Origin of the sequence: Actinosynnema sp. NPDC050801 (genome assembly GCF_040673975.1) — a bacterium.
Lineage (GTDB): Bacteria > Actinomycetota > Actinomycetes > Mycobacteriales > Pseudonocardiaceae > Actinosynnema.
The window spans coordinates 177,796-194,658 of sequence record NZ_JBFAQZ010000002.1 but is presented as its reverse complement, the minus strand read 5'-3'; the positions used below and the strand labels follow the sequence as shown (position 1 = coordinate 194,658).

The 16,863-nt window shown below is 73.3% G+C and carries 3 protein-coding genes; all 3 read right to left on the bottom strand.

Features of this window, described 5'->3' with window-relative positions; translation table 11 throughout:
• Window positions 1–16: 16 nt before the first annotated feature.
• The 3 genes from AB0K14_RS05715 to sbnA are packed head-to-tail and all read right to left on the bottom strand — an operon-like array spanning window position 17 to window position 16,859.
• Window positions 17–832, bottom strand: coding sequence for an ABC transporter permease (locus tag AB0K14_RS05715; protein ID WP_360447848.1), 816 nt, complete (start codon window positions 830–832; stop codon window positions 17–19).
• Complete coding sequence (locus AB0K14_RS05710; protein ID WP_360447846.1) at window positions 829–15,861, bottom strand: amino acid adenylation domain-containing protein; 15,033 nt, start codon at window positions 15,859–15,861, stop codon at window positions 829–831. The genes AB0K14_RS05715 and AB0K14_RS05710 overlap by 4 nt, the downstream gene beginning before the upstream one ends.
• Window positions 15,858–16,859 (bottom strand): 2,3-diaminopropionate biosynthesis protein SbnA, encoded by a 1,002-nt coding sequence (gene sbnA, locus AB0K14_RS05705; RefSeq protein ID WP_360447844.1) that lies wholly within the window; start codon window positions 16,857–16,859, stop codon window positions 15,858–15,860. The genes AB0K14_RS05710 and sbnA overlap by 4 nt, the downstream gene beginning before the upstream one ends.
• Between the last annotated feature and the right edge of the window lie 4 nt (window positions 16,860–16,863).

Below are 16,863 nucleotides of genomic sequence, written 5' to 3'. Positions count from 1 at the left end.
GCGCGGTGCCGTCCCTTCAGGCGTTGCGGTAGCGGCGGACGCTCAGCACGGACGTGACCAGGAACAGCAGCCCGAGCGACACGAGGATCACCAGGCTGGGGTTCTCGGCCGGGAACCCGGTGCCGGTCGGCGAGGCGTTGCCCCACAGGTCCCGGCAGGCGCTGATCACCGAGCTGACCGGGTTCCACTGGGCGATCGGCTGGATCCAGCCGGGCAGCTTGTCCACCGACAGGAACCCGGTGGACAGGAACGAGAACACCACCGCCACCAGGCCGCCGACCGACTCGATGGTCTCCAGGTTGCTCATCGCCATGCCCAGCAGCACACCGACCCACAGCACGGTGAAGATGAACACCGCGACCAACCCGAACCCGGCCAGCGTCGGCAGGATCCCGTTGTGCGGTCGCCAGCCGAACAGCAGGCCGAACGCGACCACGACCACCAGCCCGATCAGGCTGATCAGCAGGTCGGCGATGACGTGCCCGATGAGCACGGCCGACCGGGAGATCGGCAGCGACCGGAACCGGTCTACCAGGCCGCCCTGCACGTCCAGCGCCACCGCGATCGCGGTCGGGCCGACGGCGGCCAGGGCGCCCTGCATCACCACACCGGCGAAGATGAACTCGATGTAGTTGGTGCTGCCCGGGATCTGGATGGCGCTGGAGAACAGGTACCCCAGCGCGACCATGGTGATCAGCGGGTTGAGCGTGATGCCGACGAGCCGGCCGGGGTTGCGGCGCAGCCGCCGCAACCGCCGGCCCGCGATGGCCAGCACCTCGGTCACGGACGCCAGCGGCGGTGCCGCCGACGGCGGGATGTCCAACGTGGTCACGGTCGTGCCTCCCCGGAGTGGTTGCCCTGCACCCGGCGGAGCTCGTCCGCGATCGCCGCGCCGATCAGCGCCTGCGGTTCGGGGTGCATCATGTACTCGTGCCCGCACGGGATGCGGTGCACGCGGACCTGTCCGTCCACGTGGGACTGCCAGGCACCGGCCAGTTCGGTGATCTCGGCCTCGGGCCGGTCGGCGGTGGCGGAGAACAGCACCAGGTCGCCGTGCAGGGTCGAGGGCGTGAAGCGCTCCATGATCCGGCCGTGGTTGCGCACCACGGCGAGCATGGCGAGCAGCCGCTGCTCGCCCAGCTCGGCCAGCGGGTGCCGGTCGCGGCGCAACACCTCGACCACGTCACCCGGCTTCAGCTCGCGGCCGGCGAACTCGCGCCGGTCGTGCCCGATCTGCTCCATGACGCGCAGCAGCAGCTCGTCGTCGACCTCCGTCGGATTCCCGGCTCCCGCCGGGGCCTCGTCCACTGTGCTCGCCTCTCCGGCCACGGGCCGGTGCGGGTAGCCGTCGAGGTTGGCCACCAGCGCCACCTCGTCCCCCTGTGCCTGCAGCCGCACGGCCAGCTCGTGCGCGAGCACACCGCCGAACGACCAGCCGAGCAGGTGGTAGGGCCCCTCGGGCTGGACGGACTTCAGGTGGCCGATGTACTCCGCCGCCACGGCCTCGATCGACTCGGGCAGCGGCGCGAGGTGGCCGACGCTGGGCGACTGGATGCCGTAGATCGGCACCTCCGGGTCGAGCGACCGGGCCAGGCCGACGTAGGGCAGGCTCGACCCCAGCCCGCTGTGCAGCACGAACAGCGGCGGCCTGGACCCGGTCGGCCGGATCGGCAGCACGATCGCGAACGGGTCGAGCGTGTCGTCGCCGCGGTCCAGGGCGCGCACCTCGTCGAACACCCGGGCCACCGCCGAGGCGCCCGCGGAGGGCGCGTCCTGCTCCTCGGCGATCGCCGCGAGCCCGGCCGCGGTCTTGTGCACGAAGACGTCCGCGATGGTGAACCGCAGCCCGGCCTTGCGCGCCCGGCTGACCACGCCGGTGGCCAGCAGCGAGTGGCCGCCCAGCTCGAAGAAGTCGTCCTCCACCCGCACCGACGGCACGCCGAGCACGTCGGCGAACACGTCGCACAGCAGCTTCTCCGCCGCCGTGGCCGGCTCGCGCGACGGGGTGCGGTCGGCGAAGTCCGGCGCCGGCAGGGCCGCCCGGTCCACCTTCCCGTTGGTGTTCAGCGGGAACCGCTCCAGCGTGACGAGCGCGGACGGGATCATGTAGTCCGGTAGCGACTCGCCGATCCGCCGCCGCACCGCGGCCGGCTCCGGCACCTCGGCGCCCGCGACCGGCACCACGTACGCGACCAGCCTGCCGTTCGCGGCCACCACGACCGCGTCCGCGACCTGCGGCACGGCCCGCAGCGCCGCCTCCACCTCGCCGAGCTCGATCCGGAACCCGCGCACCTTGACCTGGTGGTCGCGGCGGCCCAGGAACTCGATCTCGCCCTCGGCGTCCCACCGGACCACGTCGCCGGTGCGGTACATCCGCTCCCCCGGACCGGCGAACGGGTCGGCCAGGAACCGGTCCGCGGTCAGCGCGGTGCGCCCGAGGTAGCCGCGCGCCAGGCCCTCGCCGCCGATGTACAGCTCACCCGGCACGCCGACCGGCACCGGCCGCAGCGCGTGGTCGAGCACGTACACCTTGGTGTTGGCGATGGGCTTGCCGATGGTCGGCTTGCCGCCGTCCACCTCGGCCACCGTGGACCAGATCGTGGTCTCGGTCGGCCCGTACATGTTGCGCACGTCGTGCGCGTGCTCGCGCAGCGCCCTGGCCAGCGACTCGCTCAGCGCCTCGCCGCCGGTGAGCACCACGCGCAGCCGGCGCAGCGCCGACGGGTCGGCCTCGACCAACGCCTGCCACAGGCTCGGCGTGGCCTGCATGACGGTCGTGCGGGTGTCGACCACGGTCGCGCCGAGCGCGAGCGGGTCGCGCACCACCTCGCGGTCGGCGACGATCAGCGTCGCGCCGGAGACCAGCGGCACGAAGACCTCCAGGATGGAGATGTCGAAGCCGAACGTGGTCACGGCGAGCAGCCGGTCGTCCCGGCTCATCGCCAGGCGCAGCCGCATGTCCGCGATCAGGTTGCGCAGCGCCCGGTGCGGCACCACCACGCCCTTCGGCTTGCCGGTGGAGCCGGACGTGTAGATCACGTAGGCGGGGTGCTCGGGCCGCAGCGGCGCGAGGCGGTCCCGGTCGGTCAGCTCCGCCGCGCCGCCGCGGCCGCGCAGCAGCCTGCCCACCTCGGGCGCGTCGAGGTCCAGCCTCGGCGTGCCGTCGTCGGGCAGGTCCGTGCCCGAGGTCGTGACGACCAGGGTCGGCGAGGCGTCGGCCAGGGTGAGCCGGATGCGGTCGGCCGGGTGGTCCGGGTCGACCGGCAGGAACGCGGCGCCGGACTTGAGCACCGCCAGCGCCGCCACCACCAGGTCGCTCGACCGGGGCACGGCGATGGCGACGATCTTCTCCGGGCCTGCGCCGCGCCGGATCAGCTCGCGCGCCAGCCGGTTGGACCGCGCGCCCAGCTGCCGGTAGGTCAGCTCGCCGTCCGCGGCGACCATCGCGGTGACGCCGGGGATCTGCCTGGTCCGGTTGGCGACCACGTCCGGCACCAGCGCGCGGTCCAGCTTGCGCGCGGTGTCGTTCCACTCGACCAGGATCTTGTGCCGCTCGGCCGGGCTGAGCACGTCCACGTCGCTCAGCGGTCGGTCGGGGTCGGTCACCACGGCGGTGAGCACGCGGATCAACCGCTGCGCGATGGCGTCCACGGTGGTGCGGCGGAACAGGTCCGTGCGGTAGGCGAGCACGCCGTCCATGCCCGCGGGCACGCCGTCGAGCTGCCGCTCCACCAGGTCGAAGGTCAGGTCGAACTTGGACCGCTCGGCCTTCATCGGCTCCACGGCCGCGTGCACGCCGGGCAGCGCCTCGGTGGCGTCGTCGTCGTTCTGGAACGCCAGCATCACCTGGAACAGCGGGTGGCGGGCCAGCGACCGGGTCGGGTTCAGCGCCTCCACCAGGTACTCGAACGGCAGGTCCTGGTGGGCGTAGGCGGCCAGGTCGGTCTCCCGGACCCGGCGCACCAGCTCGCGGAACGTCGGGTCGCCGCTGGTGTCGGTGCGCAGCACCAGCGTGTTGACGAAGAAGCCGACCATGTCGTGCAGCGCCTCGTCGGTGCGGCCCGCGATGGGGCTGCCCAGCGGGATGTCGGTGCCCGCGCCCAGCTTGGTCAGCAGCACCGACACCGCGGCCTGCATGAGCATGAACACGCTCGCACCGGTCTCGCGGGACAGCGCCAGCAGCCCCGCGTGCAGCTCGGGCGACACGGCGAACTGGCGCACGTCGCCCTCGTGGTCGCTGACCGCCGGCCGGGGGAAGTCCGTCGGCAGGTCGAGCTCCTCGGGCAGGTCGGCCAACGCCCGCGTCCAGTAGGCCAGCTGCTCGGCCAGCACGCTCTTCGGGTCGTGCTCGTCGCCGAGCCACTCCCGCTGCCACACCGCGTAGTCCGCGTACTGCGCGGGCAGCGGCTGCCAGGACGGTGCCTTGCCCGTGCGGCGGGCCGCGTAGGCGGTGGCGAGGTCGCGGGCCAGCGGCGCGGTCGACCAGCCGTCGAACGCGATGTGGTGGAACACCAGCAGCAGCACGTGCTCCTGCTCACCCACCTCGTAGAGCCGGGCGCGCAGGGCGGGTTCCACGCCGAGGTCGAAGCCGCGGTCCACCTCTTCGGCGAGGGTGGCCGCGATGTCGTCCGCGCGGCCGGTCAGCAGCGCGCCGGGCCGGGCGGGCAGCACCCGCTGGTACGGCACGCCGTCCACGTCGGGGAAGACGGTCCGCAGGATCTCGTTGCGCGCCACCACGTCGTCCACGGCCTCGGCCAGCGCGGCCACGTCCAGGGCGCCGGTCAGCCGCACCGCGAGCGGGATGTTGTACGTGCCGGTGGAGCCCTCCTCCAGCTGGTTGAGGAACCACAGCCGGCGTTGCGCGAACGACAGCGGCAGGCCTTCGTCGCCGGAGCGCTCGACCGGGCGCAGCGCGGGCCGGGCCCGGTCCGCGCCGACGACCAGCCTGGCCAGACCGGCGACCGTGCGCGCCTCGAACAGCGCCCGCACCGGCAGCTCCACGTCCAGCACGGTGCGGACCCGGCTGACGACCCTGGTGGCGAGCAGCGAGTGGCCGCCCAGTTCGAAGAAGTCGTCCTCGACACCGACCTCGGTGGTGCCGAGCACCTCGCCGAACACGCCGCACAGGATCTCCTCGACCGGTGTGCGCGGCCCGCGGCCCCTGGCGCTCGCGGCCGGGTCCGGTTCGGGCAGCGCCTTGCGGTCCACCTTCCCGTTGGGCGTCAGCGGCAGCGCGTCGAGCACCACCATCGCGGCCGGGACCATGTAGTCGGGCAGCGAACCGGACAACGCCTCCCGCACCGCCGCCACGTCCAGCACCGACCCGGGCGCGGCCACCACGTACCCGATGAGCCGCTTGTGGCCGCCCTGGTCGCCGCCGACCGCCACGGCCGCGTCACCGACCTCGGGCACCGCGCGCAACGCCGCCTCGACCTCGCCCAGCTCGATGCGGTGGCCGCGGATCTTGACCTGGTGGTCGCGGCGCTCCAGGAACTCCAGCTGGCCGTCCGGCCGCAGCACCACCCGGTCGCCCGTGCGGTACATGCGGGTCCCGGGCTCCCCGTACGGGTCGCCGAGGAACGTCACCGCGGTCTTGGCGCGGTCGCCGAGGTAGCCGCGGCCGACACCGATGCCGCCCACGTACAGCTCACCGGCCACACCGGCGGGCACCGGGCGCAGGTCGTCACCCAGCACGTACAGCCGCGTGTTGCGGACCGGGCGGCCGATCGGCACGCGCGCGCCGGCCAGCGGGTCGCCGTGCCGGATGACCGCGTGCGTGACGTCGTCGGAGCACTCGGTCGGGCCGTAGGCGTTGACCAGCGGGATGTCCGGGTAGCGGGCGAACCAGCGGTGGCACAGGTCCGGCGGCAGCGCCTCGCCCGTGACCACCAGCCACCGCAGGCCGGGCAGCGCGGGCGTCTCCTCGGTGATGTCCCAGGCGTCCAGGGCCGCGCGCAGCAGCGACGGGACGACTTCGAGGATGGTCACGCCCTCGTCCGGGACGGTGGCGAACAACGCGTTGGGGTCGACGGCGGTGTCACGGCCGGTGACCCGCACCTGCCCGCCCACCACCAGCGCGGTCAGCATCTGCCACACCGAGATGTCGAACGTGACCGGCGCGTTGTGCACGATCTTGTCCGAAGAGGACACTCCGAGGTCGTCCACCTTGCACCACAGGTGGTTCACCATGCCCCGGCGGTGCACCATCGCGCCCTTGGGCTTGCCCGTCGAGCCGGACGTGAAGATCACGTACGCGAGGTCGTCGGGTTCGCCTCGGGCAGGGGCCGGCTCCGCGTCCACCGCGCCGTCGAGCACGACGATCTCCACGTCGCCGGCGACTTCCCGGGCCAAGCCCAGGTGCTCCTCGTCCACCGCGAGCCGCCGGGCGCCGCTGTCGGCCAGCAGCGCGGCGATGCGGGCCACCGGTGCCTGGACGTCCAGCGGCACGTACCCGCCGCCCGCGCCGAGCACGCCGAGCACCGCGGTGACGAACCCGACGCCGGGCGACGCCAGCACGGCGGTCAGCCCGTCGCCGACCCGCCGGGACAGCGCACTGGCCAGCCCGACCAGCTCGGCGTAGGTGGCGCTGCCGTGGTCGTCCACGACCGCCACCGCGTCGGGCCGCTCCAGCGCCAACGCGCGGACCCGTTCGACCACGCCCTCGTACGGCTGGGGTCGGACCGGACCGGTGCCGGCGGCCAGCACGTGCGCCCGCTCGGTCTCGTCGAGCACGTCGAACCGGCTCAGCGGCGCGGCCGGGTCGGTCACGACCGTGCGCAGGAACGCGACCAGGCGTTCGGCCAGCCTGCGCGCCGAGGCCTCGGTGAACAGCTCGGTGCTGTACTCCAGCACGCCGTGCATCCCGGTCGGGACGCCCTCGGCGTAGCGCTCCTCCAGCAGCACGGTGAAGTCGAACTTCGCCCGCTGCGACCGCACCGGCTCCACCCGCCCGGACAGGCCCGGCAGGTGCAGCGGGATGTCGTCGCTGGTCTGCAGCGCGAGCATGACCTGGAACAGCGGCTGCTTGTTCAGCGACCGCTCCGGGTTGAGCTTGTCCACCAGGTGCTCGAACGGCACGTCCTGGTGCTGGTAGGCGGCCAGGTTCGTGTCGCGGACCCGGTGCAGCAGCTCGGCGAACGTGGGGTCGCCGCCGGTGTCGGTGCGCAGCACCAGCGTGTTGACGAAGAAGCCGATCAGCTCGCCGAGCTCGTCGTCCGTGCGGCCGGCGGTGGGCGTGCCCAGCGGGATGTCGGTGCCCGCGCCGAGCTTGGTCAGCAACGCCGACAGCGCGGCCTGGAACACCATGAACACGCTCGCGCCCGCCTCACGGGCCAGCGCGACCACCCGGTGGTACAGCTCGGCGTCCACCTCGAACCGCAGCTCGTCGCCGTCGTAGTTGCTCACGGCGGGCCGGGCGAAGTCGGTGGGCAGCTCCAGTTCCTCCGGCACGCCCGCCAGCGCCCGGGTCCAGTAGGCGAGCTGGCGCGACAGCAGGCTCTCGGTGTCGTGCTCGTCGCCGAGCAGTTCCCGTTGCCACAGCGCGTAGTCCGCGTACTGCACGGTCAGCGGCGACCAGTCGGGCCGGGTGCCCGCCACCCGTGCGCGGTAGGCCGTGGCCAGGTCCTGGACCAGCGGCGCGATCGACCAGCCGTCGAACGCGATGTGGTGGAACACCAGCAGCAGCACGTGCTCCGACGGGGCGACGCCGAACAGCCGTGCCCGCATCACGGGCTCGGTGGCCAGGTCGAAGCCGCGGTCGGCCTCGGCGGTGAGCACGTCGGACAGCTCCGCCTCGGGCAGCCGGGTCAGCGGCAGCTCGGGGTAGTCGGCGGGCACGTCGACCACGCGCTGGTAGGGCGTGCCCTCGACGTCGGGGAACACCGAGCGCAGGATCTCGTGCCGCTGCACGAGGTCGCGCAGCGCGCCGCGCAACGCGGGCACGTCGAGGTCGCCGGACAGCCGCACGGCCATCGGCACGTTGTAGGTGCCGGTCGTGCCGTCCTCGAACCTGTCCAGGAACCACAGCCGGCGCTGCGCGAACGACAGCGGGATCCGCTCGTCGCGGGCGAAGGGGCGCAGCGGCGGGCGGGCGTCGGACGCGCCGCCGACCTGCTCGGCCACGCCCGCGACCGTGCGGGCCTCGAACAACGCCCGGATCGGCAGCTCGACGCCCAGGGCGGCGCGGGCCCGGCTGATCACCTTCGTGGCCAGCAGGGAGTGACCGCCCAGGGCGAAGAAGTCGTCGTCGATGCCGACCTGCGGCAGTTGCAGCACGTCCGCGAAGACCCCGCACAGGATCTCCTCGACCGGGTTGCGCGGCCCACGCCCCCGCGCCTGACCGGCGAAGTCGGGCGCGGGCAGCGCCTTGCGGTCCAGCTTGCCCTGCGTGGTCAGCGGCAGCTCGTCCAGCACCACGATCGCCGACGGCACCATGTACTCGGGCAGCGCCTCGACCAGTCGCTCGTGCAAGCCCGCCGGGACCGTCTTGCCCTCGTCGGTGACGATGTACGCAACGAGCTTCCGATCGCCCTCGTCGTCTTCCCGGACCACCGCGACCGCGAGGTTCACGTCGTCGTGCGCCAGGAGCGCCGACTCGACCTCGCCCAGCTCGATCCGGAACCCGCGCAGCTGCACCTGGTCGTCGGCGCGGCCCAGGTAGTCCAGCTGGCCGTCCGGGTGCCACCTCACCAGGTCGCCGGTGCGGTACATGCGGTCGCCCGGACCGCCGAACGGGTCGGCGACGAACCGCTCCGCGGTCAGGCCGGGCCGGTTGAGGTAGCCGCGGGCCAGGCCGCCGCTGACGTACAGCTCGCCCGTGACGCCCACCGGCACGGGCTGGAGCAGCGGGTCCAGCACGTACACGCGGTGCGCGGCGGTGGGCCTGCCGATCGGCGGTCGCCCGCCCGGCGAGAGCGGTCCACCGACGGTCGCGGCCAGCACCGACTCGGTCGGCCCGTACCCGTTGAACATGCGGTGGGTGACCGACCAGCGGGCCACCACCTCCGGTGGGCACGCCTCGCCCGCCACGACCATGGTCAGGTCGGCGGGCAGCACCGTGCCCTCGGGCATGCCGCCCGCCACCACCGGCGGCAGCGCGGCCAGGTTCACCCCGTTGTCGTTGATCAGGTCGATCAGCGCCTGGCCGGGTCCGCGCGCGTCGTCGCCCGCGACCACGACCGTGCCGCCGCCGCACAGCGCCAGGCCCATCTCCCACACCGTGGCGTCGAAGCTGTACGAGGCGAACTGCAGCACCCGCGTGTCCGGCGTGACCTGGAACTTGTCGATCAGGCTCAGCACCATCGCGACGAACCCCGCGTGGTCGACCACCACGCCCTTGGGCTTGCCGGTGGAGCCGGAGGTGTGGATGACGTAGGCCGGGTGGTGCGGACGCAACGGCGCGACCCGGTCGTCGTCGGTGAGGTCCACCGCGGAGAACGCGTCGAGGTCGACCGCGTCGATGGCGACCACCTCGACGTCCACGTCCAGCGTGGCGGCGACGGCCGCGGTGGACAGCAGCACGCCCGGCGCGGCGTCGGTGATCAGGTAGTCGACCCGGTCGGCCGGGTACTTGGCGTCGATGGGCAGGTAGGCCGCGCCCGCCTTGAGCACGCCCAGCACGGCGACCAGCATCTCCAGCGAGCGCGGCATGGCCAGCGCGACCACGCCCTCCGGTCCGACGCCCCGTGCGACGAGCATCCGGGCGAGCCGGTTCGCGCGGGCGTTCAGCTCGGCGTAGGTCAGGCGTGCGCCGTGGAAGACGGCCGCGGTCGAGTCGGGTGCGGCGCCGGCGCGTGCCTCGAACAGGTCGGTGACCACGGCGTCCGGGACGGGCGCGATCGTGCCGCCCCACTCGTGCAGGATGCGGGCGCGTTCGTCGGCGGACAGCAGGTCGACCTGCCCGACGCGGGTGTCGGGTTGCTCGACCAGGGTGTGCAGCAGGCGCGTGAAGCGGTCGACCACCGACCGGATGTGGTCCTCGCCGAAGATGTCCGCGCGGTACTGGGCGAGCAGCCGCACTTGCCCCCCGGCGGAGCCGGAAGTCGGGCGGAAGTTCGGGTAGACCGAGAGCGCGAACGGGTACTCGGCGACGAGTCGGCCCTCGGCGCCGGTCAGCCGGACGCCGGGGACGATCCCGGACAGGCCGTCGGTGTCCATCGGGTAGTTGTGGAAGCTGACCACCGTGTCGAACAGCTCGCCGACGCCGGTCACCTGCTGCACCTCGGCCAGGCCGAGGAAGTGGTGCGGCGCCAGGTCGAACTGCTCGTCCTGCACGCGGGCCAGCAGGTCGGACACCGACGCGGCCGGGTCGAGCCGCACCCGCACCGGCAGGGTGTTGAGGAACAGGCCGACCATGGACTCCATGCCGGGCAGGTCGACCGGGCGACCCGAGTGGACCGCGCCGAACACCACGTCGTGCCGCCCGGTGAGGCGGCCGAGCAGGATCGCCCACGCGCCCTGCATGACGGTGTTCAGGGTCAGGCCGCGGGCCCGTGCCCAGCTCGACAGCTTGCGGGTGAAGTCCTCCGGCAGGTCCACCACCAGCGACGCGGGCGGGTCGGTGACGCGCGCCCGGTCGGCGGGGCCGATCCGGGTCGCCTCGTCGACGCCCGCCAGCGCGGTCCGCCACGCCTCGCGGGCGGCCTCCTCGTCCTGGCGGGCCAGCCACTCCAGGTAGCCGCGCGAGGGCGCGACCGGCGGCAGCGCGGACAGGTCCGCGCCGTTGGCGGTGAGGGTGAACAGCTCGCGGGCGAAGATCGGCATCGACCAGCCGTCCACCAGGATGTGGTGCACGGCCCAGATTAGCCGGAACCTCCCGTCGCCCAGCCGGACCGCGGTGAACCGCAGCAGCGGCGGGTCGGCCATGTCGAAGCGGCGCACCCAGTCGGCGTCGGTCAGCCGCGCCAGCTCGCGCGCCGCGTCGTCGGGGTCCATGCCGGTGAGGTCGACCTCCTCCCACGGCAGGGCGGCGGCCACCGGGATGACCTGCACCGCGTCGCCGGACGGGCGGGAGTGGAACGAGGCGCGCAGGTTCGGGTGCCTGCGCAGCAGCGCCTCGGCCGCGGCGCGGAACGCCTCGACGTCCAGCGCGCCCTCGACGTCCACGACGACCTGGAGGGTGTAGACGTCCGCGCCGTCGCGGTCGAACTCGGCCTGGAACAGCAGGCCCTTCTGCAACGGTGACAGCGGCAGCACGTCCAGCACCGAGCCGGTCTCGCGCTCGATGTCGGCGATCTCCCGCTCGGTCAGGTCGACCAGGTCGAAGTCGGACGGGCTGTGCCCGCCCGCGCCGGGCAGCGCGGCGTGCTCGACGAGCGTCTCCAGCGCGCGGAACCACGTGCGGGCGATGTCCTCGACGTCGGCCTCGGTCAGCAGGTCGTCGGCCCACAGCCAGTCGGCGACCAGGTTCGGCCCGTGCGGGCCGTCCTCGGTCACGGGCGTGACCGCGAGGACGTGCCGCAGCGGCATGTCCGGGTTGACGCCGGTGCCGATGGCCGTGCCCGCGTCCAGCGACCACTCGCCGTGCTCGCCCGTCGTCTGGTTCCCGGCTCCGCCGGGGGTGGCGAAGCGACCGAGGTAGTTGAACCCGATCTGCGGCGTGGCGAACCGGGCCAGCGCGCCGACGGTCTGCGGGTTGAGGTAGCGCAGCAGGCCGAAGCCGATGCCGTGGTCGGGCAGCGCGCGCAGCTGCTCCTTGACCCGCTTGATGGCCGTGCCCGCGCTGGGGCCGCCGGCCCACAGGTCGGCGCGGTCCAGCTCGCCCGGGTCGAGGCGCAGCGGGAAGACGCTGGTGAACCAGCCCGCCGTGCGGGACAGGTCGAGCTCGTCGGCGACTTGCTCGCGGCCGTGGCCCTCGACCTCGACCAGCACCGCCGAGTCGGCCGTGCCGAGCCGCTTGCGCCGCCAGTCGGCGACCGCGACCGCGAGACCGGCCAGCAGCACGTCGTTGATCTCGGCGTGGAACACCGCGGGCACCGCGGTCAGCAGGGCCGCCGTCTGCTCGGTGGGCAGCACGAGCCGCATCGACCGCGCGGTGCCGTAGGTGTCGCGGGACGGGTCGAGCGGGCGGCCGCCCAGCGGGACGTCGCCGCGTTGGAGCTGGCCCAGCCACAGCGGCAGCTCGGTGACCCGGGCGGCGGCGCGGGCGTGCTCGGCGAGCACCTTCGACCATCGCCGGTAGGAGGTGCCGACGGGCTGCAACGGCGTGCCGGCCATCGCGTCGACCAGGTCGGGCACCACGATCCGCCACGTGACGCCGTCCACCACGAGGTGGTGGACCACGAGCACCAGCCGTGCCCCGACACCGGAGTCGACCAGCACGGCCTGGACCACGCGCCCCTCTTCGGGTGCGAGCGCGGCACGGGCGCGGGCGACCTCCTCGGCCACGGCCGCGTCCAGGTCGTCGGACTCGGCGACCTGCGCGCGGCGGACGAGCTTGGTGGCCCGGATCGCGCCGACCGGCAGCACTTCCATCGACCACAGGCCGGGCAGGGGCACGGAGAGCTTGGCGCGCAGCGCGTCGTGGTGGTCGATCACGGTCTGCACCGCGCCGGCCAGCTTCACCGCGTCCAGGCCGGTCGGCACGTGCAGCACGACGTACTGGCTGTACTGGCGGGTGACGTCGTCGAGCTGGGAGAGGTCCTCCCGCAGCTGGTGCGCGATGGGCGTCAGCTCGATCTCGCCGACGCCGTCGTCCGCGGCGACCGCCGGGCCGCCTCCGTCGGAGGCCATCGCGGCGATCGCGGCGGGCGTGCGGTGCTTGAGCACGTCACGCGAGGTGAACACGACCCCGGCCCGGCGCGCCCGGCTGACCACCTGGATGGAGCTGATGCTGTCGCCGCCCAGGGTGAAGAAGTCGTCGTCCACGCCGACGTCGCGCAGGCCCAGCACCTCGCCGACGACCTCGCACAGCACCCGTTCCCGCGGGGTGCGCGGGGCGCGGGAGGTGCCGGCGGTCAGGTCGGAAGCGTGCCCGGGAGGGATCACCAGAGCCTTGCGGTCCACCTTGCCGTGCGCGGTCAGCGGCATCCTCGGCAGCTCCACGAACGCCGACGGCACCAGGTACTCCGGCAGCACCTCGCCGAGCCGGGCCCGCAGGTCGCCGAGCGTGCGGCCGTCGGCGGCGACCACGTACCCGACGAGCCGCTTGCCGCCGGACGCGTCCGGGACCACCTGCACGGCGGCGTCGGCGATCCCGGACAGGCCGCGCAGGGTGGTCTCGATCTCGCCGAGCTCGATCCGGTGGCCGCGCACCTTCACCTGGTGGTCGCGGCGCTCCAGGAACTCCAGCTGACCGTCCTCGCGGCGCACCACCCGGTCGCCCGTGCGGTACATCCGACCACCGGAGAAGGGGTCGGCCATGAAGGTCGCGGCGGTGCGCCGCGGGTCGCCGAGGTAACCGCGGCCGACGCCGACACCGCCGACGTACAGCTCGCCGGGCACGCCGGTGGGCACCGGGCTCAGGTCGTCACCCAGCACGTACAGGTTGGTGTTGCGGACCGCACGGCCGATCGGCACGCGGGTGGTGCCCGCCGCGTCCTCGACCGTGACGAACGCGTGCGTGACGTCGTCCGAGCACTCGGTCGGCCCGTAGGCGTTGACCACCGGCACGGTCGGGAAGCGGGCGAACCAGCGCAGGCACAGGTCCGGCGGCAACGCCTCGCCGGTCACCACCAGGTGCCGCAGCGACGGCAGCTTGGGCCGCGCCTCGACCACGTCCCACGCGTCCAGCGCGGCCCGCAGCAGCGACGGCACGAGCTCCAGCACGCTGATCCGCTCGTCGGCGACCAAGCCGAACAGCTGGTCCGGGTCGGCCGCGGTCTCCCGGCCCACCACCCGCACCCGGCCGCCCGCGACCAGCGGGGCGAGCATCTGCCACACCGAGATGTCGAACGTCAGCGGCGCGTTCTGCACCACGCTGTCGCGGTCGGTCAGGCCCAGGTCCTCGACCTTGGCCAGCAGGTGGTTCACCATGCCGCGCCGGTGCACCATCGCGCCCTTGGGCTTGCCGGTCGAGCCGGAGGTGAAGATCACGTACGCCAGGTCGTCGGGTCCGCCGAGCACCGGCGCGAGGTCGGTGTCCTCCGCGCCGTCCAGCACGACGGTGTCGACGCCGATCTCGCGCGCCAACGCGCGGTGCGCAGGGTCGACCACGAGCAGCTCGATCCCGTTGTCGCGCACCAGTTCCGCCGTGCGCACGGCGGGGGCGCGCGTGTCCAGCGGGACGTAGGCGGCGCCGGCGCCCAACGCGCCGAGCACCGCCGAGACGAACCCGGCGCCGGGCGCGGCGAGCACGCCGACCAGGTCGGCCCCGATCAGCTTGCGGGACAACGCGCTCGCCCGTGCGACCAGCGACGCGTAGGTGACGTCGAAGTCGTCCTCGACCACCGCGACGGCGTGCGGGCGCTGCTCGGCGAACGCGCGCACCTGCTCGACCACGTCGGTGAACGGGTCGCGCCGGGTCGCGCCGGTCGTCGCGCCGAGCCACGCCGAGCGCTCCGCCGGGTCCAGCACGTCCAGGCGTGCCAACGGCTCGTCGTCGTCGGCGCGGGCGAACCGGTCCAGGAACGCGGTGAAGCGGGCCAGGTGCTCCCGCGCCTCCTCGTCGGTGTACAGCTCGGGGTTGCCGTTGAGGTGGACCTCCAGCCCGCCGTCGGGCGCGTCCACCACGGTGAGCATCAGGTCTTCGATGAGGCCGGTCGACAGGTTGTTGACCTCGACCTCGCAGTCGCCCAGCGCGAACGTCGTCTGCTGCGGCAGGATGTTCACGAACGGGCCGAACGGCCGCCGGTCGTCACCGGCCAGCCCCATGCCGCGGCGGATCCGGCTCACCCGGTACCGCTGGTGCTTGAGCGCCTTGGCCAGCGCGCGCGACGTGCGCCGCAGCAGGTCCGACCGGGTCTCGCGGGGGCGGACCGGCACCCGCAGCGGCAGGTAGTTCGCCACCATCCCGGGCACCGCGCGCATCGTCGCGCCCATCCGGGCGGTCGCGGGCAGGGTGAGCAGCACGTCGCCGACACCGGTCAGCCGCTGGGTGTAGACGGCGACCGCGGACAGCACGACCGCGGGCCACGTGGACGCCGACCGGCTCGCCAGCTCGCGCAACGCCTCCGCGGTGTCCTTCGACAGCACGTCGGTGCGGCGCAGGAAACCCCGCACCTCGGGACCGGACACCGTGCGGGTGGACAGGCTCACCAGGTCCGGCGCCTCGTCGAACGCGCCGGCCCAGAAGTCCTTGTCCTTCACCGCCGCCGCGGACTGCTCGTACGCCCGCTCGCCGTCCAGCAGCGCGCTCAACGGCGGGATCGGCGTGCCCTCCACTCCGGCGTACAGCTCGGCCAGCCGACGCCAGAACACCACCTGGCTGTACCCGTCGCACAGCAGGTGGTGGATGCGCATGTAGAAGAAGTGCCGGTCCTCGGCCACCTTGATCACGGCGAGCCGGAACAGCGGGAACTCGTCCAGCGAGAACGGCGTGGCCAGGTCGGCGCGCATCCAGTCGGCCGCCTCGTCGGCGGTCAGCGCCAGCTCGGTCAGCGGCAGCTCCGGCAGCGGCGTCACGACCTGCCGCGGCTCGCCTTCCGCCTCCGTCGGATTGCCGTCTCCGTCGACCTCTGTCGGATTGCCGTCTGCGTCGACCTCTGTCGGATTGCCGTCTGCGTCGACGGTGACGTACCGGGTGCGGGTGCACTCGGCCTCGTCGACCATCCCCCGTGCGGCGGCGATCAGGGCGGGCACGTCGAGCGGGCCCCGGATGTCGAGGTAGCCCGCCGAGTTGTAAGCGACGCCCCGCCCGTTGAGCTTCTCGTCGAACCAGATCTCGGCCTGTCCGGCGGAGAGGGGCAGGTTCACCGCTTCGGTCATGGCATTCTCCTCGCAAGCGTCGCGGGATCGGCCGCGGCGACCTGGTCGCCGAGCAGGTCCGCGCCGTAGATGTCCGCGATCCACTGGTCGTGGTAGACGGTGTCCAGGTAGCGGTCACCGAGGTCGGGCGCGATCGCGACCGCGGTCACGTCGCCGCCGGGTCGGTTGCGCGTGAGCCAGTCGGTCGCGCCGGACAGCACCGTGCCGGTCGAGCCGCCGAACAGGAACCCGTGCCGCAGCAGGGTTCGGCAGGCCCGGACCGTGTCCCGCTCGGCCACGTGCAGGACCTCGTCCACGAAGGACTCGTCCAGCAGCGGCGGGCGGACGCTGGTGCCCAGGCCCGGCAGCATCCGCGGCTGGGCGGGCGTGCCGAAGGTGACCGAGCCGACCGAGTCGACGGCGACGATCCGCACCGACGGCTTGTTCTCCTTGAAGTACCGCGCACAGCCCATCAACGTGCCGGTGCTGCCCGCGCCGATGAACACCACGTCGACCTCGGGGAAGCTCTTGAGGATCTCCGGGCCGGTGCTCTGGTAGTGCGCCATCCAGTTCGCCGGGTTGGCGTACTGGTTGAGCCACACGTGGTTCTCGTTCTCGCACAGCTGCTGCACGTGGCGGATGCGGGCGCCGAGGTACCCGGTCTCCGGGTCGGGCTCGGTGATGATGTGCACCTGCGCGCCCAAGGCCTCCATCAGCTGTCTGGTGGCGAGGTTGCAGCGCGCGTCGGTGACGCACAGGAACCGGTAGCCGCGGCTCGCCGCCACCAGGGCCAGCGCCACCCCGAGGTTGCCCGACGAGCTCTCCACCAGCGTGGCGCCCTCGCGCAGGGTGCCGGCGCGCACGGCGGCGGACACCATCTCGTTGGCGGCCTTGAGCTTGATGGACCCGGCGAAGTTGAAGCCTTCGCACTTGAGGTACAGCGGGTGGCCCGAGAGCCGCCGGAGGTCCACGTAGAGGTCGTCCACGTTGAACTCCTGGGGCGTCGATATCACTGGCATGCGC